Consider the following 22948-nt stretch of genomic DNA (forward strand, 5'->3'; position numbering starts at 1 on the left):
TCTACATTACTGCTGTACAGCTTTTAGATCGGCTTTAAACTGATCCAAAATAGCTTGTCCACGCTCGCCTGTCATTTCAATAAACTTGGCTTCCACCTCTTGAGCAGCATCACGAAATGGCTGACGTTGCGCTTGTGTTAAACGGTTAACTTGTATTTCAGGCTTTTGCTCTTTGATTTTCTCCAAAGAGCGCTCACCTAAGCCTCGCTGGTATTCCACAATATGATCAAAGGCCGCTTTCATACCATCACGAATCAGAGCCTGATCATCGTCGGATAAGCCATCAAAGAAGGGCTTATTAGCCATGACTGCCGTGGTAAAATTGTTATGTCCCGTAAAAGTAATAACATCGGTCACTTCAAACATCTTGGCGGATTCAACCCAGAACATTGGGTTTTCTTGTCCTTGAATAATATTGGTTTGCAGGCCTCCGTATACTTCTCCCCAAGGCAACGGAGTGGGGGTCGCGCCAAATGCCTTATATGATTCCACCAGCAGTGGGTTAGTCATCACGCGGACTTTAACGCCATTTAAGTCATCAGGTGTTTCAAAAGGCTCTTTAGTGGTAATGACTACCTCTCCCTCAGGAAACATGCTTAACAGCTCCAAACCTTTCTCGGCGTACACATCGACAAAGTCTTCATTAATGGCTTTGCTGTTTCGAAAGAAAGAAACCAACTCATCATGGTTTTCAGGTAATAAATAAGGAATAAAGAAGACTTGAGCCTCAGGAATGAGCGCCCCAGTAAAGCCGGGCGATTGATCAACAAACTGAAGAATCCCAGCCTGTGCTTGCTCCATAATGTCCGCCGACTCACCTAAGGTGCCGTAAGGGAAAAGCTGCAAAGAGTGGTCTGAATTTTCCTCGATATACGCTTTGAATTCTTTAGCGTATTCACCTTGAACATCAGTGAGCGACTCTTCAAAGGCATATCGCCACGTATCCGCCATAGCTCCAACACTCGCAACAGATAATGCACAGGCCGCAACAACCGTTTTTAACTTGAATGACATGCTATCTCCTCAATTTGATTCATTCACTATGCTTCTGCTCTCGCCGCAATCATCCCATCACGCCGGGCTAAGCCGTCAGAAGCACCAATATACTACTTAGAATATCTAATGATTACACATCAAACTAATAGAGATCAAAATATTATTTATAAACAACGCGAACTGGCTTCAACAAAAGGAAACAAAAAAGCTAAAAAAGCCCATTAAATTCAGAAAATTAGGATGAGAAATCAATAAAAGAAGTGCTAAACAACGTGCACAGAGGGAGTTAGTACGCAGGAAGGAACCACACTAAAGCGAAGAAAAATGCGCGGCCTAAACCAGACCGCCACATTATAAAATGACTAGAATCTAAGCAATCTGCTCAACGATAGGGGAAGAAAAATGCTTGCCGAGCAAAGCATGGTAAAAGTCTTTGTCAGATAGCACGCCTACCATTTTGTCCGCTTCAGCCAATATAACAGCCGTCCCCGTCAAATAAAGTAGCTCCATGGCATTACGCATAGAAATATCAGGTGACACCATCATGACACTCGTTTCTTTCACTGCATCAAAGCCGTCACCCTCTTTCCAACGGCGTACATTTAGTGGCTCGCCCGAACGACTTACCGATACGACCGAGCCGTCATCGGCAAGTTGCACAAGGGTTTCAGTAGACGCATCCAGCAGTAGTCCCTGTTCAGTTTGCGGCAAATCATTAACATGCGTCATCAACGAGGAGCCGCACAGCACATTTAACGGATTAGTATGGGCGACAAAATCCTGAACATACTGATTGCTTGGGTTGAGCACTATATCTTCCGGCTTGCCGTGCTGAATGATTTTAGCAGACTCCATAATGGCAATATTGGTACCAATTTTGAGCGCTTCATCCAAATCATGACTCACAAATAAAATGGTCTTTTTAAGGCGCTGCTGCAACTCAATCAGCTCATCTTGCAATTGCGCCCTAATCAAGGGATCCAGCGCTGAAAACGGCTCATCCATTAACAAAATATCGCTATCCATCGCAAAGGCGCGCGCTAAACCTACGCGCTGCTGCATCCCTCCAGACAGCTCGTGCGGGAACTTATCTTTCCACTCCGTCAAGCCCACCATTTCAAGCTTTTCTAATGCTCGGTTTTGGCGTTCTTTTTTGGGCACGTTCTGCATTTCTAGACCAAAAGCTACGTTATCCAACACGCTTAGCCATGGCATCAATGCAAACTTTTGAAACACCATTGAAACGCGCTTACTGCGCATGTGACGAAGCGTAGCCGCATCACAATTAGCCAGATCCACCACACGATCCCCATCGCGCACTTCCAACTTGCCTCGGCTAATGGTGTTAAGGCCATTCACTGCGCGCAACAAGCTGGATTTGCCAGAACCTGACAGCCCCATAAGCACACAGATTTCACCTTCTTGTACTTGAATACTTGCACCTTGCACCCCGACCACATCGCCCGTCAGTTCAAGGATTTGATCACGAGTCTTCCCTTGATCTACTAACGCTAAGGTTTGGGCTTGCTGGCCACCAAACACAACATCGAGGTTTTCTATATTGATTACTGTTGTCATCATTAACCCTCTTGCTTGCTGCCTGGCGCTTTACAGATACGGTCCAGAATTATAGCGACAAGCACTATGGCCAAACCGGCTTCAAAGCCTTGTGAAATATTGACCGTATTCAGCGCTCGAATAACGGGCTTCCCTAAACCATCCGCACCGACCAAGGCCGCGATAACAACCATGGACAAAGACAGCATGATGCACTGAGTAATGCCTGCCATGATGCTCGGCATCGCCGCGGGTATTTCTACTTTAAAGAGCAGCTTAGATGGGCTAGCACCAAAGGCTTTACCCGCCTCAATCAACTCTTCTGGCACCTTACTAATACCTAAGTAAGTCAACCGAATAGGTGCGGCTATCGCGAATATAATGGTAGAAATTAAACCCGGTACAACACCTAAGCCAAACAACACTAGCGTAGGGATAAGGTACACAAAGGTCGGGACCGTTTGCATCAAATCCAAGATAGGACGCATGATAGTGTATAGCCAAGGTTTATGAGCCGCTAAGATACCTACAGGCACGCCAATTAAAATGGATAACGCCGTTGCCGTCAGCACCAAGACTAACGTCTCCAGCATCTCTTCCCAATAACCCAAATTCAGGATGAGTAAAAGCGAGGCTACGATAAAAATAACCAAGCCAACACTACGGTGTAAGGCGTATGCAATTGCCGCGGTAAACGCGACAATTGCCATGGGCGGAAACCATTGGAATAGGTCAACCAGCAAGGTAATAACCCACTCTAATGAAATAGAGATCGTATCAAAGAACCCTGCCGCATTGAGCGTCAGCCAATCGACAAAACGCTCCATCACATCGCCAAGCGGTAATTTATGATCGGTTAACCAATCCATATAGTTTCTCTCCGCTTACTGTTGCAGGTATTCAAGTACCGCAACTTCGCCAGATTTAGAGCCATCCAACGTCGTTACTCCATCTAACCACGTGCTCAATACCGCTGGGTTAGCTTGTAACCATTCACGAGCAGCGACTTCTGGCTTTTGGTTATCATCCAGAATGCTACCCATGACTTCGTTTTCCATCATTAGCGTAAACTCTAGGTTTGACAACAACTTACCCATATTTGGACAAGCTTGCGTGTAGCCTTTTGTAACGTTTGTGTGGACACTCGCACCGCCATAGTTAGGACCAAAGAAATCGTCACCACCATCAAGGTATTTCAAATCGAAGTTAGCGTTCATTGGGTGTGGCTCCCAACCTAAGAACACAATCCACTCATTACGGCGGATAGCTCGGCTGACTTGCGACATCATGCCTGCTTCACTGGACTCAACCAATGAGAAATCTTTGAGGTCAAAAGCATTGTCATCAATCATGCTCTGGATAAGGCGGTTACCATCGTTACCTGGCTCAATACCATATAAGCGGCCTTTAAACTCATCCTGATACTTAACGATATCAGCAAAGGAGTGAACACCCGCATCGTATACATACGAAGGTACGGCTAAGGTGTATTTTGCCCCTTCAAGGTTTGCGCGAACCGTCTCAACAGTTCCAGCCTCACGGTAAGGCGCGATATCCGCTTCCATAGTTGGCATCCAGTTGCCTAAGAAGACATCGATATCAGCATTGGCAAGTGATGTGTACGTTACAGGCACGGACAAGAGTTGAGTTGTTGGCTTGTAACCCAATGCCGTTACAATCTCGCTAGTAATAGCTGTGGTGGCAGTGATATCTGTCCAACCTACATCAGAAAAGCGAACGTTCTGGCAATCAGCCGCTGCTACTGTGCCTGAGACTAATAAACCCGCACTCAATGCCATACTGGCGGCTAGTTGAGTAAATGTCCGTTTAGGTGCTGCTTGTGATATCTTTTTCATGAAATACCTTTCCTATTGCTCTTTTAGTTATACAGAACATATGTTCTGCAGACTCATCACCGCCGACTAAGCCGTGCAAAGCTCCGCACGGCTTAGTCGGCAGAAGTTGAGCCTATTCTTTTTGCTGACGAATCTCCGAACGCGCAGGCTCTCCTACTCGTTGGCGAGTCTGCCATTGCTCATCTATCCAAACTGGCACATGTTCGGCCGGCAAGGGTTCTTTACCTAAAATAAGATCGGCTGCTTTTTCGGCGACCATAATGGTCGGCCCATTAAGGTTCCCGTTAGTAACTGTTGGAAAAATGGAGGAATCAACCACTCGCAATTGTTGCAAGCCCCGAACACGGCACTGATTATCGACAACGGCCATAGCGTCATCATCAGCTCCCATTTTGCAACTACATGACGGGTGGTAAGCACTTTCGACGTTCTGACGAACCCAAGCATCTATCTCTTCATCCGTTTGAACTGAAGCGCCCGGCTGGATTTCGTCTTCACGGTATTTATCCAAGGCAGGTTGATTAAGCAGCTCGCGAGTTAGCCGGATAGTATCGCGCCAGTCCTGCTTGTCTTGCTCAGTACTGATGTAGTTAAACTTGATAGTTGGCGGCGCGGTTGGGTCTGAACTTTTAACATGTACAAAGCCTCGACTTTGAGGCTTATTCGGGCCCACGTGAACTTGAAACCCGTGCCCCTCAAATGCCGCTTTGCCATCGTAGCGCATAGCCGCCGGTAAAAAGTGATATTGAATATTAGGCCACTCGACACCGGCACGTGAGCGAATAAAACCGCACGACTCAAAATGGTTGGTAGCGCCTAAGCCAGTGCGGTTGAAGATCCACTGCGCACCAATCATGCCTTTACTGAACAAATCGAGCTTGCCATTTAGCGTAATAGGTTCGTGACAGCGGTATTGAAAATACACTTCTAAATGATCTTGTAGGTTCTCGCCGACACCCGGAAGCTCGTGCGTTACCTCGATACCTGCAGCCGAAAGCACATCCGGCGCACCGATGCCTGAAAGCTGCAATAAATGCGGAGAGCCAATAGAACCCGCTGACAAAATGACTTCTTTAGCCGCCAGTACTCGCTCACGCTTATTGTGGTGCTCGATCTCTACACCTGTGGCCGTCTTCCCATCCAACAACACTTTACGCGTTAACACTGCAGTAAGGACTGTCAAATTATTGCGCTTTTTGGCTCGGCGAAGGTAAGCACGGCTAGTTGAAGCTCGCACGCCATTATCAACCGTCATATGCATTGCGCCAAAGCCTTCTTGTTGATAGCCGTTGTAGTCGCTTGTGGCGGGGTAACCCGCTTCAACACCGGCATCAATAAATGCTTGATAAAGCGGATTTAATGACATGTGATTGCCATCGCAGGTTTTAACCGGCCCACGGCCACCGCGATACAAATCTTCGCCATCTTGCCAAGACTCTGCTTTTTTGAAATACGGCAAGCAAGACGCATAATTCCAATCGTGAGCGCCTAATTGTGCCCACTCATCAAAATCGCAGGCATGGCCACGCACATAAACCATACCGTTGATTGAAGAGCCACCGCCAAGCACCTTACCTCGTGGACAGTGCAGCCGACGCCCATCTAGGCCTTCTTCTCGTTCGGACTCAAATTGCCATGCAAACTTAGGCATACTCATTGGGTACGATAATGCTGTTGGCATCTTAATTAAGATGTTGTTATCGCTTCCGCCGGCCTCAAGCAGCAGCACAGTATGCTCGCCACTCTCGCTTAAACGATCCGCTAGCACGCAACCTGCAGAGCCCGCACCGACGATAATATAATCATATTGCAGCATGGTTTTTCCTTACGCGTAAGGGCTATCGATATCACCCAACTCAACCAGAACACTCTTGGTTTGGGTGTAATGTTTAAGCGTATCAACGCCGTTTTCTCGACCGATGCCCGATTGCTTGTAACCACCCACTGGCATTTCCGCAGGCGATCCGCCCCACGTATTAATCCAGCAGATACCTGCTTCCAGCTGGGCAATAACACGATGCGCGCGGCTAATATCACGGGTAAATAAGCCCGCCGCCAAACCAAACTCCGTATCGTTTGCACGACGAATAACTTCAGACTCATCACTAAACTTAAGCACAGACATGACAGGCCCAAATATTTCGTCTTTGACCTGCGGCATATCATCAGTGCAGTCCGCAAAAACAGTTGGCTTAACAAAAGCACCTTTAGCGAGCGCCCCTTCCGTTGCTCGCTCTCCACCACACAGCAAACGGGCACCAGCCGCTTTAGCGGAATCGATATAACCCATTACTTTTTCTAAATGCTGGATCGAAATCAGCGAGCCAATCTGTGTGTTCGGATCCATAGGGTCTCCCATCACCAACTGCTCTGTGCGCGCTTTTAGCTGCTCTAAAAAAGTGTCATAGATGGATTCGTGCACAAAAACACGCGTGCCATTTGTGCACACTTCCCCTTGTGTATAAAAATTAGCGATCATGGCACCCGCAACAGCGTTTTTAAGATCGGCATCATCAAACACAATAAGTGGAGATTTTCCGCCAAGCTCCATGGTGACTTCCTTCAGTGTAGCTGAAGAAGCCCCCATCACCTTGCGGCCTGTACCACATTCCCCTGTAAAAGAGACTTTTGCGATACCGGGATGGGCCGTCAACATCTGCCCTACACGTGCATCACCCTGCACCACATTAAAGACACCGTCTGGCAAACCAGCTTGCGTGAACAGTTCGGCCAAACGCATCACTGACAGTGGTGTTTCTTCTGACGGCTTGAATACCATCGTGTTACCGGCCGCCAAACAGGGGCCCGCCTTCCACATAGCAATTTGTACTGGATAATTCCAAGCGCCAATCCCTGCACACACACCCAATGGCTCAGGGCGCGTATAGAAAAAGCTGCCGTTACCCAAGTCTTGGTACTCACCCTGTAACGATGCCGCCAAGCCTGCAAAATATTCGATAACATCCGCACCGGTCTGAATGTCTACCACCTCTGCTTCTTGCCATGGCTTACCGGTATCAAGCACTTCTAGGCGCGCTAATTCATCATTGTGATCACGGATCAATTGCGCCGCCCGATTGAGAATGCGCCCACGTTCAGCTCCGCTCATGGCTCCCCAGCTTGCTTGCGCGGCCTGCGCCGCAGCCACCGCCGCATCGACATCCGCCTGCGACGCCTGCTGCACCTGAGTAATCACCTCGCCGGTAGCTGGGTTGGTTGTATCGAACACTTCACCCGAGGTTGCGGCGAAAGATTGGCCATTGATAAATAAGGTTTGCTGCTGCATAAAACACAATCTCTATTCTGTTAATAAATAAGAACTCGCCTCTTTGAGCTCGCTCTTTATATCGTTGTTTTGTTAAGGCTTAACAAAACAATTGGACGGAAGCTGTTGTCGTAAATAATCTAAAATAAGCTCGGTTGCCAATGCTTCATTGACACCTCCCGGACTGAGAGCCCCGCGCAACCAAAAACCATCTATCAAGGCGGCTAACGATAATGACACAGCGATCGCCTGATCCTTAGGCAGTACTTTTTTTAGTTCAAAACGTAAGTAGGAAAGTAACCGTTTTTCATTTACCCGCTGCAAACGAAAGAGTTCTGGGTGGTGCATTGCTTGCGCCCAAAACGCGAGCCATGTTTTTGCGGTCTGAGGGCTGGTTTGGCTAGGGTCGAAATTAGCGCGGATAATTGCCGTCAGCCGGGCAACCACATCATCCTCTGGTGCTGCCGCCAATTGTTTGCGTACGCCACTGGACAGGTCGAACAATACAGACCTCATCGTGGCTTCTAACAACCCATCTTTACCACCAAAATAATGGTTAATTATGCCAGGAGACACACTGGCCGCCCGACCAATTAAAGCAACACTAGCCCCTTGCAAGCCCACTTGATCAATAACCTGCATAGTCGCATTAATTAGTTGAGGCCGACGAATTTCTGCCATACCCACTTTTGGCATAGAACCCGCATCCTTTTATTAATTGAACGTTTAATAAAAATAAACCACTGAGATTTTATGTCAATGTTCTAAACAAATTATTTAAGCAAATGTCGTTATAGCTTAGTTGCGACTTATCTAGATTAGATTTTGACGTAAAAAAGACAGTATTTGTCGCGATGATGAATCATTAGACAGCAAAAATATATTTAGCATAATGAATAATTACAGATATAAGATTTTGGACTCTAATCGATTTGCATGGCCAAATTGCGCACTACTATGGACAAAGTGACTACGGCTACCATCAGACATCCACCGAATAAATAACCAGAAAGCGATCCATCCATAACGCAAAAAGCCCCTTTCGGGGCTTTTGGTTAATGCTTTAACGCACTAGGCGAGCAATAAAGCGCTTGTCAGTTATTCACAACGGGGGCTACGGCGCTGACGTGTCCTGACTATTACTAATAGTCGCACCATCATTTGGCTGAGTATAATATCCCTGAGTCAAGTTACCGGCACCGGTTTGGTTGAGACCTTGCCCCCAACCCCCGCCAAGTGCTTGGTATAAGTCAATCTGCGCTTGATACAAAGCTAAACGCGCTGTAATACTGGCTTGCTGACTACTGACCAAACTACTCTGAGCATCTAAGCGCGTTAGCATGCTATCTACACCGGACTGGTATCGCAGATCAGCCAGCTCAAAATAACGCTGATAAGACTGTAACGCCTTATTCTGATTTTCTAACTCTAACGAATAGCCTGACAATGCAGTTAAGGCGTCCGAAACATCCGTGAACGCTGATTGAACGGCTTGCTCGTATTGCTTCACGGCTATTTGATTCTCAATTTCGGCTACTTCAACATCACGCCGAAGAGCACCACTATTGAAGATAGGCAACGAAATAGAAGGAGCAAACGTCCACGCTCCTGAGCCTGAATCAAATAAGCCACTCAACTCGCTGCTCTGGCTACCAGCGTTAGCGGTTAAACTAATAGAGGGAAACAGCGCAGCTCTAGCCACACCGATATTTGCATTGGCTGCGCGCAAGGTGTGCTCAGCGGCTAAAATATCAGGACGCTGATTCAATAGCGTAGAAGGCAATCCCGCTCCGACCGTTGCTATTTTAACATCCGCTAACCTTTTCGCAGGCGTGAAGCCTTCGGGAAGCTCCGTACCCAACAGCAATACCAACGCATAACGGTCCTGATCGACCAACCGCTGATATTGGGACAAGGTAACTAGCATATCTTCATAAGATGCTTGCGCTTGAGCTTGCTCGATTGACGAGTCGATCCCCTGATCGTACCGCAAGCTCACTAAACGATAGTTATCTTCCTCGATCTTGAGGTTTTCTTGCGCGAGCGCCAGTTGCTCCATATCCGCCACCCAAGTCAAATACGCAGTGGCTATGTTCGCAACAATCGTTAACTGAGTTGATCGGCGCACCTGCTCTTGCGATAGGTACGTTTCTAACGCCTGATCTTTTAGGTTTCTAACTTTACCAAACAAGTCCAGTTCGTAAGCGGTTAACCCAGCCGTAACACTATAAGTGCTGGAAATGGTTGAGTCGTCAGAAAAAGCCGAGGTAGCCGCTCGGGTTCCACTGCCATCCAAGGTTAGGCTCGGTAACAAATCAGCCCGTTGGATTTGGTACTGCTTACGATAAAGCTCAACATTTAATAACGCTATTTGCAGATCTTTATTGCTGTCTAAACCTAGTTTAATAAGCTGCTGCAGCGCCTCATCATTAAACACAGACTCCCAACCTAACGGCATGACAGCCGCTTGCTGCTCTGCCGGAGTCCAGGTATTAATCAACTCTACTTCAGGGCGCTGGTAATCAGGGGCCAGCGAACACCCTCCTAGCGCGGCGGCGACCACCACGGCCAAAAACGGCTTATGCATGGCGTGTACCCTCATCTTTTGCTGAATTATCATTCGGCGCCTTGCCTGTAATTTTGTAACTTAGCTTCATCACTAACACATAGAACAATGGAACAAAGAAGATAGCCAAGAAGGTTGCGGCAAACATACCGCCCATTACTCCTGTACCGATGGCTTGGCGGCTGGCAGCACCAGCACCCGTACTAATAGCCAAAGGGGTAACCCCAAGAATAAAGGCCATTGATGTCATAATAATAGGACGCAAACGCATACGACACGCATTAATGGTTGCTGTAATCAACGCTTTGCCACTATCAACTTCGGCCTTAGCAAACTCGACAATCAAGATAGCGTTCTTGGCGGACAAACCAATTGTGGTAAGTAAGCCTACTTGGAAGTACACATCATTGCTGAGCTCTCGGCCTGTTGCTGCCAACAGTGCGCCTAAAATACCCAGCGGAACGACGAGCATCACGGCAAAAGGAACAGACCAGCTTTCGTATAACGCCGCCAGACACAAGAATACGATCAGTAGCGACAAGCCATACAGCATAGGCGCTTGTGATCCACTCGCCTTCTCTTGGAAAGACAAGCCTGTCCACTCAAGGCCGATACCGTTAGGTAGCTGAGCAACAATTTCTTCGATAGCTTCCATGGCAACACCGGAGCTTAAGCCCGCCGAGGCTTGACCTTGCACGTTCACTGACGACACACCGTTATAACGCTCTAAGCGTGGTGAATCGTACTCCCAGCTAGCTGTGGCGAAAGCACTAAATGGCACCATTTCCCCATCGGAATTGCGTACATACCAACGATCAATATCACTTGGCAGCATACGATATTCGGCATCGGCCTGAACATATACCTTCTTCACTCGGCCATTATCAATGAAGTCATTCACATAACTAGAACCCCACGCGGTACTCATCGTTGAGTTCACATCACTGATTGATAGCCCCAGCGCAGAGACTTTCTCGTAATCGATGTCCACGTGGAACACAGCGACATCTTCCATACCGTTAGGGCGAACACCTGTTAGCCGTGAGTCTTGAGCAGCCATGCCCAGCAACTGATTACGCGCAGCTACCAGTGCCTCATGCCCAAGGTTGTTACGGTCCAACAACATAGCGCTAAAGCCTGAGGCTGTACCCAACGATTGGATTGGAGGTAAGTTAATAGGAAATATCGTCGCATCACGGATCTGGCTCAATGCTCCAAACGCCTTGCCGATCAACTCTTGAGCCGACTGGCCTGGCCCTTGACGCTCATCCCACGGTTTTAGCTTAACAAACGCCAATCCCATGTTTTGACCGGAACCTGCAAAACTAAAGCCCGCTACGGTGAAATACGAGTCGACTTCGGGGACAGAGGCAAAGTACCCCTCCATCTGCTTAATCACTTCCATCGTGCGCTCTTGAGTCGAGCCCGACGGCAACTGCACTAGTGTTAAGAACACACCTTGGTCTTCATCCGGCAAAAACGATGTAGGCAGTTTTTGATACATAAAGACTACACCGCCAATCATTAAGGCATAAATAAACAACAGACGGACAGGGCGCTTCACTACATAGCCAACACTTCTCTCATATTTACCCGTCATGTTGCTAAACATACGGTTAAACCAACCAAAAAAGCCTTTCCGCTCATGGCTGTGAGTGTTTGCTGGTTTGAGGATCGTGGCACACAAAGCAGGCGTCAGGATTAATGCCATCAACACCGACAGCGCCATCGCTGAAACAATGGTGATCGAGAACTGGCGATAAATAGCTCCTGTAGACCCACTAAAGAACGCCATTGGCACAAATACAGCTGACAGTACTAACGCGATACCAATTAATGCCCCGGTAATTTCTTCCATTGATTTGCGCGTCGCTTCCAAAGGAGGCAAGCCTTCTTCTTCCATAACACGCTCAACGTTTTCCACAACGACAATCGCATCATCAACCAGCAAACCAATAGCCAACACCAAACCAAACATAGTGAGTGTATTAATACTAAAGCCAAAGGCAGCCATAATGCCGAATGTACCCAGCAAAACTACGGGAACAATAATGGTAGGGATAATAGTGGCTCGCAAATTCCCTAAGAAAAGGAACATCACCAAGAACACCAATACAACGGCTTCTATGAGTGTGTGGACTACTTCCGTAATCGAAATACTGACGAAGGGTGTGGTGTCATATGGATAAACAACCGTAACGCTATCTGGGAAAAACTGCTGTAATTCAGCCACTTTTGCACGGACAGCTTCCGCCGTATCCAGAGCGTTAGCTCCTGTGGCAAGTTGAATAGCCAAACCAGTGGCTGGGTTTCCTTTATAGCGGCTTTCTGCAGAATAACTTTCTGCGCCTAGCTCGATACGAGCCACATCTTTTAATCGAACCTGAGAGCCATCGGTATTAACAGTCAGTAAGATATTCTCAAACTGACTAATATCCGTAAAACGTGATTGTGCTGTAATCGTGGCATTTAACTGCTGGTTAGGCACTGACGGTAAGCCGCCTAACTGCCCTACGGCCAACTGCGTATTCTGGCTGGTAATGGCATTGGTCACATCAACCGGCGTTAAACCTACCGCCGTCAATTTTTCAGGATTCATCCAAATCCGCATAGCGTATTGTGCACCGAAAACCCTGATGCTGCCCACACCATCAACCCTTGAAAGCGGGTCACGCAGTGTGCTGTACGCATAGTCGGACAAGTCCGTTTTGGTTAGGCTCCCATCATCGGACACAAGCCCTACCACCATTAAAAATGATGAGCTGGATTTTGTAACGGTAATGCCTTGCTGCTGAACTGTAGTAGGCAAGGACGCTTCAGCCAGTGACAGTTTATTCTGCACCTGTATTTGGGCCGTATCAGGATCAGTACCGGATGCAAAAGTTAACGTTATACTTGAGTTACCGGAGTTGTCACTCTGCGATGACATGTACAATAAGCCATCAAGGCCTGTCATATTTTGCTCGATAACCTTGGTAACGCTGTTTTCTACCGTTTCTGCTGACGCCCCCGCATAGGATGCACTCACACTAATGGAAGGAGGCGCTATCGTTGGGTATTGCTCTATCGGTAAGCTAATAATCGATAACGTGCCGGCCAACATAACAACGATGGCGATAACCCACGCAAAGACAGGCCTATCTATGAAAAATCTAGCCATTAATTAAATACCCCTTAGCCTTGCGTCTGAGTATTAGAAGAGTCTGCTGCACCGGACTCAACCATTTCGACTTTGTCACCTGCTTTAACTTTTTGCAGGCCGCCAACAATCACCTTATCACCCGGCTTTAAGCCTGAATTGATAAACCACTGATCACGAATTGCATCACCCACTTCAACTTTTTGAGTGGCGACTACGCCATCGGCATTTACAATCAAAGCGACAGTAGAACCGTCTGGCTGACGTGTAATACCTTTTTGCGGAGCAAGAATGGCGTCTTCTATCGTTTGCGTGACGATTGTTGCGCGCACATACATACCTGGTAATAACATAGCTTGCGAGTTCTCAAACCGTGCGCGCGCATTAACCGTTCCCGTTGTTTCATCCACACTCACTTCTGAAAATTCCAGCTTACCTTGCTCGTCATAAGCGGCCCCATCTTCTAGCACCAAACTAACGGGTATTTCTTGACCGGCATCACTGCGCTTCATCTTCAGCACGGCGGTAGCTGGGCGTTGCATATCGACATAAACAGGGGATATTTGACGAATAGTCGCTAACGCTGTTGACTGAGCCGCCGAAACTAGCGCTCCTTCTGTGACCGCCGAGCGGCCCACAATACCAGAGATAGGTGCCGTTATTTTTGTGTAGTTCAGATCAATTTGCGCCGTTTTAACGGCTGCTTCTGCTGCTAAAATTTGTGCTTGCGCTTGCTTCCATGCCGACACAGCATCCGCCGCTTCTTGCTTACTAACAGCTGATTGCTTAACTAAGCGCGAGTAGCGATCAGCCTGCTCTTTCACGCTTGCCGCATTCGCATTAGCCACTGCTAGGTCCGCTTTCGCACTGGCTAATGCTGCCTGATAAACCGCAGGGTCAATCTGATACAGAACATCACCTTCGTTGACGGTACTGCCTTCAACAAACAGACGCTTTTGTATAATCCCGCTAACTTGAGGACGAATCTCCGCGGTACGGTACGCCGTCACTCGGCCCGCTCCGCTCTCTGTAATCTCAACAGACTCAGTCTTTATAGTTACCACATCCACTTTAGTAGGTGCTTTTGGTGGGGCTTGTTGTGCTTGCTGCTCCTCTTGGCAACCCGCCAAGAACAGGACAGAACATATCGTTGCAAAAGCGACACTACGTTTGAGTTGGGTATTTGTAACCATAACAACCTCAGTTTACTGACTCTTAATTAATCTGCATTCGCTGAATGATTTCTATACAAACCATACGAATATTTAATATCGCAATTTTACATACATGTATGTACGTATGTAAACATAAATGGAGGTTAGCTTAACCCTTTCCTCTTAATAGATAAGTAATGGTTAGGATTAAGCCAAACAGAAACCTGATCTTTACCATCATAAACATCAAGAGGTGAAGATCAGGTTAAGAAGATTGTTATTCTTTGCCCGCAAGCGAATAAGAATGCTCGCGCTCGGTTACCGCCAAGCGACATGCTTTTTCAAATAAATGCGGGTTATTAAGCATCATTAGTCGTTCTTTCGGTGTCATAAATCCAATAGCTTCCGAAACCGACTCAGCCTCAGCAACTTTCATCGCGGTTAAGGCTTCTACTGAATCTATATCACCACGTGCTCTTGGTGGCTGCTCGTCAAGCATACGCTTATGAATACTAGCCCAATGTGCAGATGCAACAAAACCTACAAAATCAGGACACTGCTTTGCATCATCGGTATAAACTTTAAGCGTTTGTTCAAAAGCCGTGAATATTGCAGGCGGCACACCTTCTTCCGGCGTCTTTAATATCCCCCACCGTTTAGCCTTTTCCCCGATAGACCATGAACTGGTTATCACGGAAACAGGCACAGCGAGTAACAACCCCGCCACCGCAGGAGCCAACCACGCCAATAATGACATGGAGTTTAACGCGGCAAACGCCGTCAATATCACACCCATCACCATGTGCCAACGGTGTCGATAAATCACATCTTTGAGCGGCAAACTACCATCGTCTCGACGTTGCGGATTCCAACCGGCATCTCGACCTATCAAGATAGACAGCACCGCGCCACTGTGAATTAACATCATGATGGGAGCGACCAAAGCCGACAAAATAATCTCAACCACAAAGCTGATAAGCACCCGCAAAGTACCACCCGCTCGCTTACGCTGTTCGGCATTTACAAGAAAGGCGATAATGCCCAGCACCTTAGGCGCAAACAATATCCCCATTGTGAATAAAAACAGCATTAAAGCGCGGGCGGCATCAATAACCGGCCACGTTGGGAACAGTGAAAATTCATCACTAAAATATTCGGGGCGGATATACTGCGCCTGCAGCGCCAACGCCATACCGGCCAGTATCAACAACAGCCAAAGGGGCGATGAAAGATACGACATGATACCGGTGGCCAAATGACTACGGCTGACCCAATGCAAACCAGAACCGCCGATAACGCGCGCGTGCTGCAAATTACCCTGACACCAGCGTCGGTCTCTGACGGCCAAATCGATAATAGACGGAGGGCTCTCTTCGTATGAGCCATCTAAGTCTGACGCGATAACAACACTCCACCCTGCGCGACGAATCAGAGCCGCCTCCACAAAGTCATGACTCAGTATGTGACCACCAAACGGCGGTTTTCCACGCAAGTGCGGTAATCCAGCAGCACTCATAAAGGCCTCGGTACGAATGATGGCATTATGCCCCCAAAAGTTACCTTCTTTAGCCGTCCACCATGCCATCCCAGAACCCACAACAGGGCCATAAACCCGTGTAGCAAATTGCTGAATACGAGCCATCAGTGTTGTGCCGTTGATCAACTGAGGAATCGTCTGAATAAGCCCGGCGTCGGGATCTGCTTCCATACGTCGCGCCAAGGTAATCATGGTTTTTGCTTCCATCAAACTGTCGGCATCCAGCACTAAAAGATGGTCATATGCACCACCCCAGCGCTTACAGAAGTCAGCAACATTACCCGCCTTTTTAGCTTCATTCTTGACCCTGCGCCGATAGTAAACGTTTACTTCGCTACCTAAACGGTGTCGTAAAGTTTGCAAAGCAACTTCTTCTGCGATCGCCACTTCGACATCAGTCGTGTCACTGAGTACAAACCAATCAAACGCAGCGCCTTCGCCCTGCGCTTGAATCGCTTTTGCCATGGTTTCAATAGCCGAAAAAATACGCCCCGGCTGCTCATTGTAGGTTGGCATAAGCACAGCCGTACGCTTAGTCAGCGAGACAGGCTCCTCATCTAACGGCTTATGCTGAGCGATGACTTTAAAGAAACCAATGATGGAGCCTGCGAATGCGACCGTGATCCAACTAAAGGTAAGCGCAAACAACACCAGCACAAGGTTTTCTACAAAGATTAGCTCACCCAATGCAAGCACTGAGTACATCTCATAAATGCCCCAACACGAAAGCACCACCGCCGATCCTAAAACCAACAGCCTACGCCATGCAGGAGAATGAACACCTTTTGGATTCACTGGTGTCCGTACACCACGGCGACGAAAATGCTTGAGTGATTGCTCCGGCATGTCAGCCGGAGAAACAGGCGGCATCCCTGACGCCTCCTGACTCACGTCTATATTCTCATTTAGTGTGTTTATTTCGACCACTGATACATCCAGCTCTCAGCTTTTCGGTTGTCATCAAATTGTAAGTCCATGCGTAACTCAACTAAATCCGCATCTTCAGGATCCAGCTCAAAACTCACACGGTAACCGCCTGTTTTAGGGTTTTCTCGAACGACGATATTTTTTACCTTGCCGCCTTGGTTTTTGACTTTAGCCGTTGGCTTGTTCAACCCGGAGGTGGTTAAGGCATTAGGGAACTCATAATCAATCACAAATAAGCGTTCCGGCGTTGGGCCACTGATATCAGCGCGGCCATTACGCGTAGCCGTTACGATACCTTCCGAAGGCGCAGGTGTTGGCCACTCACCCCAAACAAGGCGGTACGCAAAGCTGTATTCAGTTTTTGCAGGGATGACATCAGCAGGAGACCAATACGCCACAATGTTGTCATGGATTTCGGAGTCGCTTGGGATTTCGATTAACTTGACCATTCCTTTACCCCAGTTGCCCACCGGTTCAACCCATAAACTAGGGCGCTTTTCGTAATGCGCTTCTAAATCTTGGTAATGATCAAAGTTACGATCACGCTGCATTAAACCGAAACCTAATGGCCCATTATCCAAAAACGAGCTGATATTCAGCTTGTCGTGGTTCAACAAAGGACGCCACAAGTGCTCACCTCGTCCGTTTAACATCAACAAGCCATCCGAATCATGCACACGAGGGCGAAAATCATCGACTTGGTCGCGATCATAAGAGGAGAACATAAACATACTTGTCCCAGCGGCCAAACCCACTTTAGTCAGGTCGACACGGGGGAAAAGTGTGGCTTCCACATCCATAACTGTGTTTGTTCCCGGACGAATCGTGAAACGATAAGCACCGGTTGTACTCGGGCTGTCCAGCAGCGCATATACGACAATAGAACGGCTATCCGCTACCGGTTTTTCTATCCAAAAAGCACGAAACACAGGGAACTCTTCACCTTCAGGATCCGCGGTTTTCAACGCTAAGCCACGTGAAGACAAACCATACGCTTGGTTTTTACCCAATGAACGCAAATAGCTGGCGCCCTGAAAAACGGCAAGCTCGTCGAAGTAATCATCACGGTTGATAGGAGAATGAATCCTAAAGCCCGCAAAGCCGATATCTTCTTTTGGCAATGGCCCCTTCATCACTTCACCGGTTTTAAACATCGACGATGAGTAACTCAAATGCTTAGCCTGGCCATCTTCAATCACAGCAATTTCTACAGGGTCTTTGTAGTAAAAACCGCGATGAAACATTTGCAATTGAAAAGGCACATTTTCATTCGTCCACAACGCCGATGAAGGGTTGAAGCGAATATCACGGTACTGATCATAATTGAGATCTGCCAACGATTCAGGCAACTTAGCTTCAGGCGCTTTGTAGGGCTTTTTTGCAAGCTGGCGAGCGATATCAGTCACCGTATCACGATTAAATTTGCCAGAAACCGCAAATTGAGTCGCCGCCACATTGGTTGTTGCGGCTTTTTTCGCGGCATCGGCTGCTAATGTCTGAACGGGAAGCGTGGCGGCACAGCATAACGTTGCACCAATTAACGCACGGGAAAAGACACTTGAGGACTGTTTCTTGTCATTGAACATATAAATTCATTCACTCTGTTAATAGCATGTTCGCTTTGTTGGCACTCTTTTCACTGCTGTTGCATTCGCACTGCAGCTGGTGCCTATTTTCAAAGCGTGAAAATTTACAATTTTCTCTCGTAATATCAATTAATAAATCCGCCTAAAGCCTGCACGCTTTGGTTAGGCGTTCAAAATACGGGTATTCATCACGCTCCTATTAGCCAACGGCTCTTGCCCGGCCACGCCGCTCGAATCATACGAGTGGCGTAGATACTGCCGTAAAACATAATCAAGAACATAACGGCCGTCATACCCATGCTGATAAAAGCACCTCCGGAAATTTTCTTAAGGCCTATCAACGGAGACACAACATTAATAAGTAACGTAAATAAGGGATGTATAAAAAAGATCGCAAAGCTTATGTTACCAATTTCTTTCAGTTGATGTAGTTCAGTTTTGGCTCGCGCCCAGTACTGACAAATAGCCAACAAAATAAAACACAGACCGAGCTTCTGGATAAACTGTAAATCGACACCCCTAAATTCAAAAAAGTCTTTATGCGAATTACCCACCCAGACCCAAATGTAAGTCTGCCCTATCAGGGCGAAAATAACGGACATTATAGAGACCACTAAAATGCCCTTTTGGTGCCGCAAAAACCAAGGCTGATATTGGGAATACAACATACCCAGCAAGTAATACGGCACATAGTAGACAATCGAGTGCATTACATTCGCATTCCCGTGAGGCCGGTGTACAAACATCGCCAGCACACTCAGCATAGCCAATAAAAAAAGTTGCCGCCCAATTGGGAGCTTTAAGTAGGCTAAAAAAACAGGGGTTAGCAGAAAAACCACCATGATAAACGGGATATACCAATGCGGATAAAGCACATAAAAATTTTTAACGGTATGAAATACGTTCATACCGACCTTAGCCGCAGGAAAATGATCCCTAAATACCCAAATCGAAACCAACGCCACTAAGCCTACAAGTGACACGACTAAAAAAGGCACATAGACGTTCTTAAATTTGGTTAGCATAAAACGCCGGTATTCAAAACGCTGCGCAAATATCGCGTGTAGGAAAAACCCAGAAATAAAAACAAAAACGGCAGTCCCGCCTCGTAAGAGGTTCTCGAGCAGCAAAGGAAAGCCTTTTCCTGAGTTATAAACCGAGTGCCCTAAAACAATCAAAATAATGGCAACCGCACGCATATAGTCAAACTCGAGTAAACGTGTTTTCAACGTGGCATCCAATCATCAACATGTTAAATGAAACAGCACAACAGCATGCTGGTAGGTTTCGTAGTACATACGAGAAACAGACATACTGGCTGTAAAAAACAGCCGTATTATGAGGCTATAAAAATATAGGTGCTACAATATTTTACAGGATAATTGAGCATTTTTTGATCGCATCCCTGCTCCATTAAAATCAGCATCTATCCTTTGCCTACGTCTCGCCGCATCAACCTATGCCATTGTTACGTGGACATAGAGACAATGGATCAATCAAAGGGTTCAGATAGATAAAAATCAAAAGCACGGGTGGATAAGGGATTAAGAAAAACGGGGGCGATGTTCTTAGAGAAAACGCCCCACCCGTTTTACAAAGGTGTTTTATATCAGAAGCTAATCAAAGGCCCGGCATGGATATGTAGTGATCCAGCCCTTTAATTCGATTAAACCACTGATCGAGTGCTTGGTAGGGAGATAAATCCACGCCACCTTCGTGACACAGCGCCACATAAGGGAATACAGCCATATCTGCAATCGTTGGCCGGCCCAGTGCTAACCAATCGTGTGAGCTTAAATGGCTTTCCAACAAGCCTAAAATACGATCGGTCAGCCTCATCGCTTGTGGCTTATCTATTTCATAACCAAACTTATCCACAAGGCGCACAGCATTAGGTCCGTGCTGCACCTCGTTGGACGCTACCGACAGCCATTGCATGACTTCACCTTGCTGCGCGGCGCCCTCCGGCCACCATGCTTGCCCTGCATAGCGGCGAGCTAAGTACACCAAGATAGCTTGCGAGTCACGCAGTATTACCTCGCCATCCACCAAGACAGGAAGCTCCCCCCATGGATTTAAGCCGATGACAGGTTCACGTTTGTGTGCACCATCAAGAAAGTCCACAGGTACTATCTCCAAATCGATCTTCGCCAACGCAGCAAATAATCGAACTTTGTAACAGTTACCCGAGAGTTCTAAGTCGTAGAGTTTCATGCGAGTTGTCCTTATTATTGATGATGAAAAACTAATCAGCTATTGCGTTAGTTGATTAAATTCGAGCACATTGCCATCAGGATCGCGGATAAATAACGCAACACGGCGCGGGCCAATAGGATGGATATCTTCCGTAATAGTTATCCCCTCCTCAACAAGCCACGCCCGCATCGCATACAGATCATCAACCACAAAGGCGGGATGAGTGATACCTGGGCGCTTTAGGGGCTCGTCTAACAAGACGTTAGACGCCTGCGGCTGACGAGCACCATTAAAGATCAAGTTGATCCGTACCTCGTACAATCCGTGATTAGCCACCATTTCGTTGGCTTCATACGCGGCAAAATAGTGCGTCTCGACAAAACCCAACCGCTGATAAAAAGCCATTGACTGTTGGCGATCGCTAACACGAATCCCCACATGATCAAATGACTGTATGACGGCGGGCATTAAAGACACATTATCGCTTTGCATGGAGCACTCCTGATCTAAAGAGCTTCTAGTGTCTTTTGTTAGGCAATTGCAATAAATGGCTTAATACTGATAACTTCTTTTCATAAAATGCACAAATCAACCAACTGACACGATAAGGAACGATAGTGGATAAGCTAAAAGCGATGGCTACCTTTATAGAAATTGTTGATCGCGGTAGTTTATCCGCAGCAGCCGAAGCAATGGATCGCTCCCCGGCTTCTGTTGTCCGCGCCTTAGCCGATTTAGAAAACCATCTTGGTATACGTTTACTCAATCGCAGTACACGCCGAATATCCTTAACTGACGAAGGGCGCGATTACCTGCTGCGCTGTCGGCGTATACTCGCCGATATTAACGAAGCCGAGTTCCTTTTAGACGCCCGCCGTACCGCACCGGCAGGAAAACTCACGGTAACAGCCCCAATGATGTTTGGACGCCTTCACCTTATTCCGTTACTTAACCAATACCTAGCGGAACACCCAGGCTTACAGGTAGATATCACACTCGTCGATCGTGTTGTGAACATTATTGATGAAGGGTTTGATATTGCAATTCGTATAGGCCACTTAGCCGACTCATCATTGATATCGATGCCGCTGGGGCTTACCGCACCCGTTATTTGCGCCAGTCCAGCACTGATCAAACAACAAGGCACCCCCAACACGCCAAACGACTTAGCCAGTTGGCCCATCGTACGATTCAATCAGCACCACCACTGGGCCTTTAAGAATAGTGAAACGCTCAACACAGAAAACATGTCCTTGGTCATGACAACCAACCAAGTGGACACCGCCATTAGCTCTGCTATAGCGGGTTTAGGAGTAACTCGACTATTCAGTTACCAAGTTGCCCAAGCCCTTGAACAAGGACAACTTATCCGGCTATTACCTGAATTTGAACCAACCTCCCTGCCAGTACAGTTTGTTTACCCTCACAACCGGTTATTGTCGTACCGGGTTAGAGCGTTTTTAGACTGGGCTGGGCCACAATTAAAGGAGGTGTTGAAAGGACGTTGATCTTGACCAGCTTAATATTGGCCACTGTCGCACTTGCGCATGAGCGATTAACTGCTCGCACGGGTTTACCAAATAGGTCTGATCCGCAAACAAGCATAGGGGTAAATCATTGATCGAGTCCGTATAAAAGTGTATCTCGCTAAACGACTGCGCCTGTTCTCTCAACCACTGCTGAAGCCGTATGACTTTACCCTCTCGATAACTGGGCGTCCCGAGCACTTGATGAGTAAAACAGCCATTTTTTTCAACCAAATCAATCCCGATTGATTGCTGAACCCCAATCCGAGTAGCAACCGCTTTCACTAAAAAAGCGATAGACGCGGAAATAATCAGCATGGGAACCGACTCTTGCGTGAGCTGGGTAATTAACGATTTAGCATTGGGGTATAACTGTGGCAGTATGCGAGATTCCACGCACTGCTCAACCAGCGCTATCACCTCACCTTTAGGCATAGCGGCTAATGGAGACATAGAGAAAGATAAGTAATCTTCCATGTCCATGTCTCCTTGTGCATATAAAGCCATAAGGCGCTTATCTTCATCTAAAAAGCCGGGGGATGAGGCAACCCCTTGATCAACTAAAAACTCATTCCATATCATGGCGCAATCGCCATCGATTAGCGTTTCATCCAAGTCAAAGACATATAAAGGTTGCGCCATT

17 protein-coding genes are annotated in these 22948 nt (G+C 47.3%); 1 reads left to right on the forward strand and 16 read right to left on the reverse strand.

What is annotated here, in order from left to right; genetic code table 11:
* Positions 1 to 6: 6 nt before the first annotated feature.
* The 15 genes from dctP to OW491_RS05940 all read right to left on the reverse strand — a co-directional run bounded on the left by dctP (position 7) and on the right by OW491_RS05940 (position 21271).
* Entirely contained in the window at positions 7 to 1014 is a 1008-nt protein-coding gene (gene dctP / locus OW491_RS05870; protein ID WP_075179456.1) for a TRAP transporter substrate-binding protein DctP, read from the reverse strand.
* Between the two features lie 351 nt (positions 1015 to 1365).
* Positions 1366 to 2577: a choline ABC transporter ATP-binding protein gene (choV, locus tag OW491_RS05875; RefSeq protein ID WP_354669557.1), complete on the reverse strand. Its 1212-nt coding sequence runs from the start codon at positions 2575 to 2577 to the stop codon at positions 1366 to 1368.
* The gene (gene choW, locus OW491_RS05880; protein ID WP_075179457.1) at positions 2577 to 3422 is read right to left on the reverse strand and encodes a choline ABC transporter permease subunit; all 846 of its coding nucleotides are present in this window, start codon (positions 3420 to 3422) and stop codon (positions 2577 to 2579) included. Before choW ends, choV begins: the two co-directional genes overlap by 1 nt.
* Positions 3423 to 3437: 15 nt before the next feature.
* Positions 3438 to 4352 (reverse strand): choline ABC transporter substrate-binding protein, encoded by a 915-nt coding sequence (locus OW491_RS05885; RefSeq protein WP_290035153.1) that lies wholly within the window; start codon positions 4350 to 4352, stop codon positions 3438 to 3440.
* Positions 4353 to 4521: 169 nt separating this feature from the next.
* Entirely contained in the window at positions 4522 to 6225 is a 1704-nt protein-coding gene (gene betA / locus OW491_RS05890; RefSeq protein WP_290035079.1) for a choline dehydrogenase, read from the reverse strand.
* Positions 6226 to 6234: 9 nt separating this feature from the next.
* Entirely contained in the window at positions 6235 to 7695 is a 1461-nt protein-coding gene (gene betB, locus OW491_RS05895) for a betaine-aldehyde dehydrogenase (protein WP_290035081.1), read from the reverse strand.
* A gap of 72 nt (positions 7696 to 7767) precedes the next feature.
* Positions 7768 to 8370: a transcriptional regulator BetI gene (gene betI / locus OW491_RS05900; protein ID WP_075173302.1), complete on the reverse strand. Its 603-nt coding sequence runs from the start codon at positions 8368 to 8370 to the stop codon at positions 7768 to 7770.
* Positions 8371 to 8788: 418 nt separating this feature from the next.
* Entirely contained in the window at positions 8789 to 10261 is a 1473-nt protein-coding gene (locus tag OW491_RS05905) for an efflux transporter outer membrane subunit (protein WP_290035084.1), read from the reverse strand.
* Entirely contained in the window at positions 10254 to 13400 is a 3147-nt protein-coding gene (locus OW491_RS05910) for an efflux RND transporter permease subunit (protein WP_290035086.1), read from the reverse strand. The genes OW491_RS05905 and OW491_RS05910 overlap by 8 nt, the downstream gene beginning before the upstream one ends.
* A 14-nt stretch (positions 13401 to 13414) precedes the next feature.
* Positions 13415 to 14572 carry an efflux RND transporter periplasmic adaptor subunit gene (locus OW491_RS05915; RefSeq protein WP_277253340.1) on the reverse strand — a complete coding sequence of 386 codons (1158 nt, stop codon included), beginning with the start codon at positions 14570 to 14572 and terminating at the stop codon, positions 13415 to 13417.
* A 238-nt stretch (positions 14573 to 14810) separates the two neighbouring features.
* The gene (mdoH, locus tag OW491_RS05920; RefSeq protein WP_290035088.1) at positions 14811 to 16997 is read right to left on the reverse strand and encodes a glucans biosynthesis glucosyltransferase MdoH; all 2187 of its coding nucleotides are present in this window, start codon (positions 16995 to 16997) and stop codon (positions 14811 to 14813) included.
* A complete protein-coding gene (locus OW491_RS05925; RefSeq protein WP_290035089.1) occupies positions 16985 to 18583 on the reverse strand; it encodes a glucan biosynthesis protein G in 1599 nt (532 codons plus the stop codon). Before OW491_RS05925 ends, mdoH begins: the two co-directional genes overlap by 13 nt.
* A gap of 188 nt (positions 18584 to 18771) precedes the next feature.
* The gene (locus OW491_RS05930) at positions 18772 to 19812 is read right to left on the reverse strand and encodes an acyltransferase (RefSeq protein WP_290035090.1); all 1041 of its coding nucleotides are present in this window, start codon (positions 19810 to 19812) and stop codon (positions 18772 to 18774) included.
* A gap of 391 nt (positions 19813 to 20203) precedes the next feature.
* Entirely contained in the window at positions 20204 to 20797 is a 594-nt protein-coding gene (locus OW491_RS05935) for a glutathione S-transferase (RefSeq protein WP_290035091.1), read from the reverse strand.
* Positions 20798 to 20836: 39 nt separating this feature from the next.
* Positions 20837 to 21271 carry a VOC family protein gene (locus tag OW491_RS05940; protein WP_290035093.1) on the reverse strand — a complete coding sequence of 145 codons (435 nt, stop codon included), beginning with the start codon at positions 21269 to 21271 and terminating at the stop codon, positions 20837 to 20839.
* A gap of 125 nt (positions 21272 to 21396) precedes the next feature.
* Here OW491_RS05940 and OW491_RS05945 point away from each other — a divergent pair, with 125 nt between their 5' ends.
* Entirely contained in the window at positions 21397 to 22287 is an 891-nt protein-coding gene (locus tag OW491_RS05945) for a LysR family transcriptional regulator (protein ID WP_075179468.1), read from the forward strand.
* Here OW491_RS05945 and OW491_RS05950 read toward each other — a convergent pair.
* Positions 22261 to 22947 (reverse strand): HAD family hydrolase, encoded by a 687-nt coding sequence (locus tag OW491_RS05950; RefSeq protein ID WP_215151128.1) that lies wholly within the window; start codon positions 22945 to 22947, stop codon positions 22261 to 22263. The two genes, OW491_RS05945 and OW491_RS05950, sit on opposite strands and share 27 nt — an antisense overlap.
* Between the last annotated feature and the right edge of the window lies 1 nt (position 22948).

It is taken from the genome of Neptunomonas sp. CHC150, from assembly GCF_030397555.1.
GTDB lineage: Bacteria > Pseudomonadota > Gammaproteobacteria > Pseudomonadales > Balneatricaceae > Neptunomonas > Neptunomonas phycophila.

Coding starts and splice junctions, on each gene's coding strand:
- betI (WP_075173302.1), bottom strand. CDS start 8,370: ATGCCAAAAGTGGGTATGGCAGAAATTCGTCGGCCTCAACTAATTAAT.
- OW491_RS05915 (WP_277253340.1), bottom strand. CDS start 14,572: ATGGTTACAAATACCCAACTCAAACGTAGTGTCGCTTTTGCAACGATA.
- OW491_RS05925 (WP_290035089.1), bottom strand. CDS start 18,583: ATGTTCAATGACAAGAAACAGTCCTCAAGTGTCTTTTCCCGTGCGTTA.
- OW491_RS05950 (WP_215151128.1), bottom strand. CDS start 22,947: ATGGCGCAACCTTTATATGTCTTTGACTTGGATGAAACGCTAATCGAT.
- OW491_RS05910 (WP_290035086.1), bottom strand. CDS start 13,400: ATGGCTAGATTTTTCATAGATAGGCCTGTCTTTGCGTGGGTTATCGCC.
- choW (WP_075179457.1), bottom strand. CDS start 3,422: ATGGATTGGTTAACCGATCATAAATTACCGCTTGGCGATGTGATGGAG.
- OW491_RS05905 (WP_290035084.1), bottom strand. CDS start 10,261: ATGCATAAGCCGTTTTTGGCCGTGGTGGTCGCCGCCGCGCTAGGAGGG.
- dctP (WP_075179456.1), bottom strand. CDS start 1,014: ATGTCATTCAAGTTAAAAACGGTTGTTGCGGCCTGTGCATTATCTGTT.
- OW491_RS05935 (WP_290035091.1), bottom strand. CDS start 20,797: ATGAAACTCTACGACTTAGAACTCTCGGGTAACTGTTACAAAGTTCGA.
- betA (WP_290035079.1), bottom strand. CDS start 6,225: ATGCTGCAATATGATTATATTATCGTCGGTGCGGGCTCTGCAGGTTGC.
- betB (WP_290035081.1), bottom strand. CDS start 7,695: ATGCAGCAGCAAACCTTATTTATCAATGGCCAATCTTTCGCCGCAACC.
- OW491_RS05885 (WP_290035153.1), bottom strand. CDS start 4,352: ATGGCATTGAGTGCGGGTTTATTAGTCTCAGGCACAGTAGCAGCGGCT.
- choV (WP_354669557.1), bottom strand. CDS start 2,577: ATGATGACAACAGTAATCAATATAGAAAACCTCGATGTTGTGTTTGGT.
- OW491_RS05940 (WP_290035093.1), bottom strand. CDS start 21,271: ATGCAAAGCGATAATGTGTCTTTAATGCCCGCCGTCATACAGTCATTT.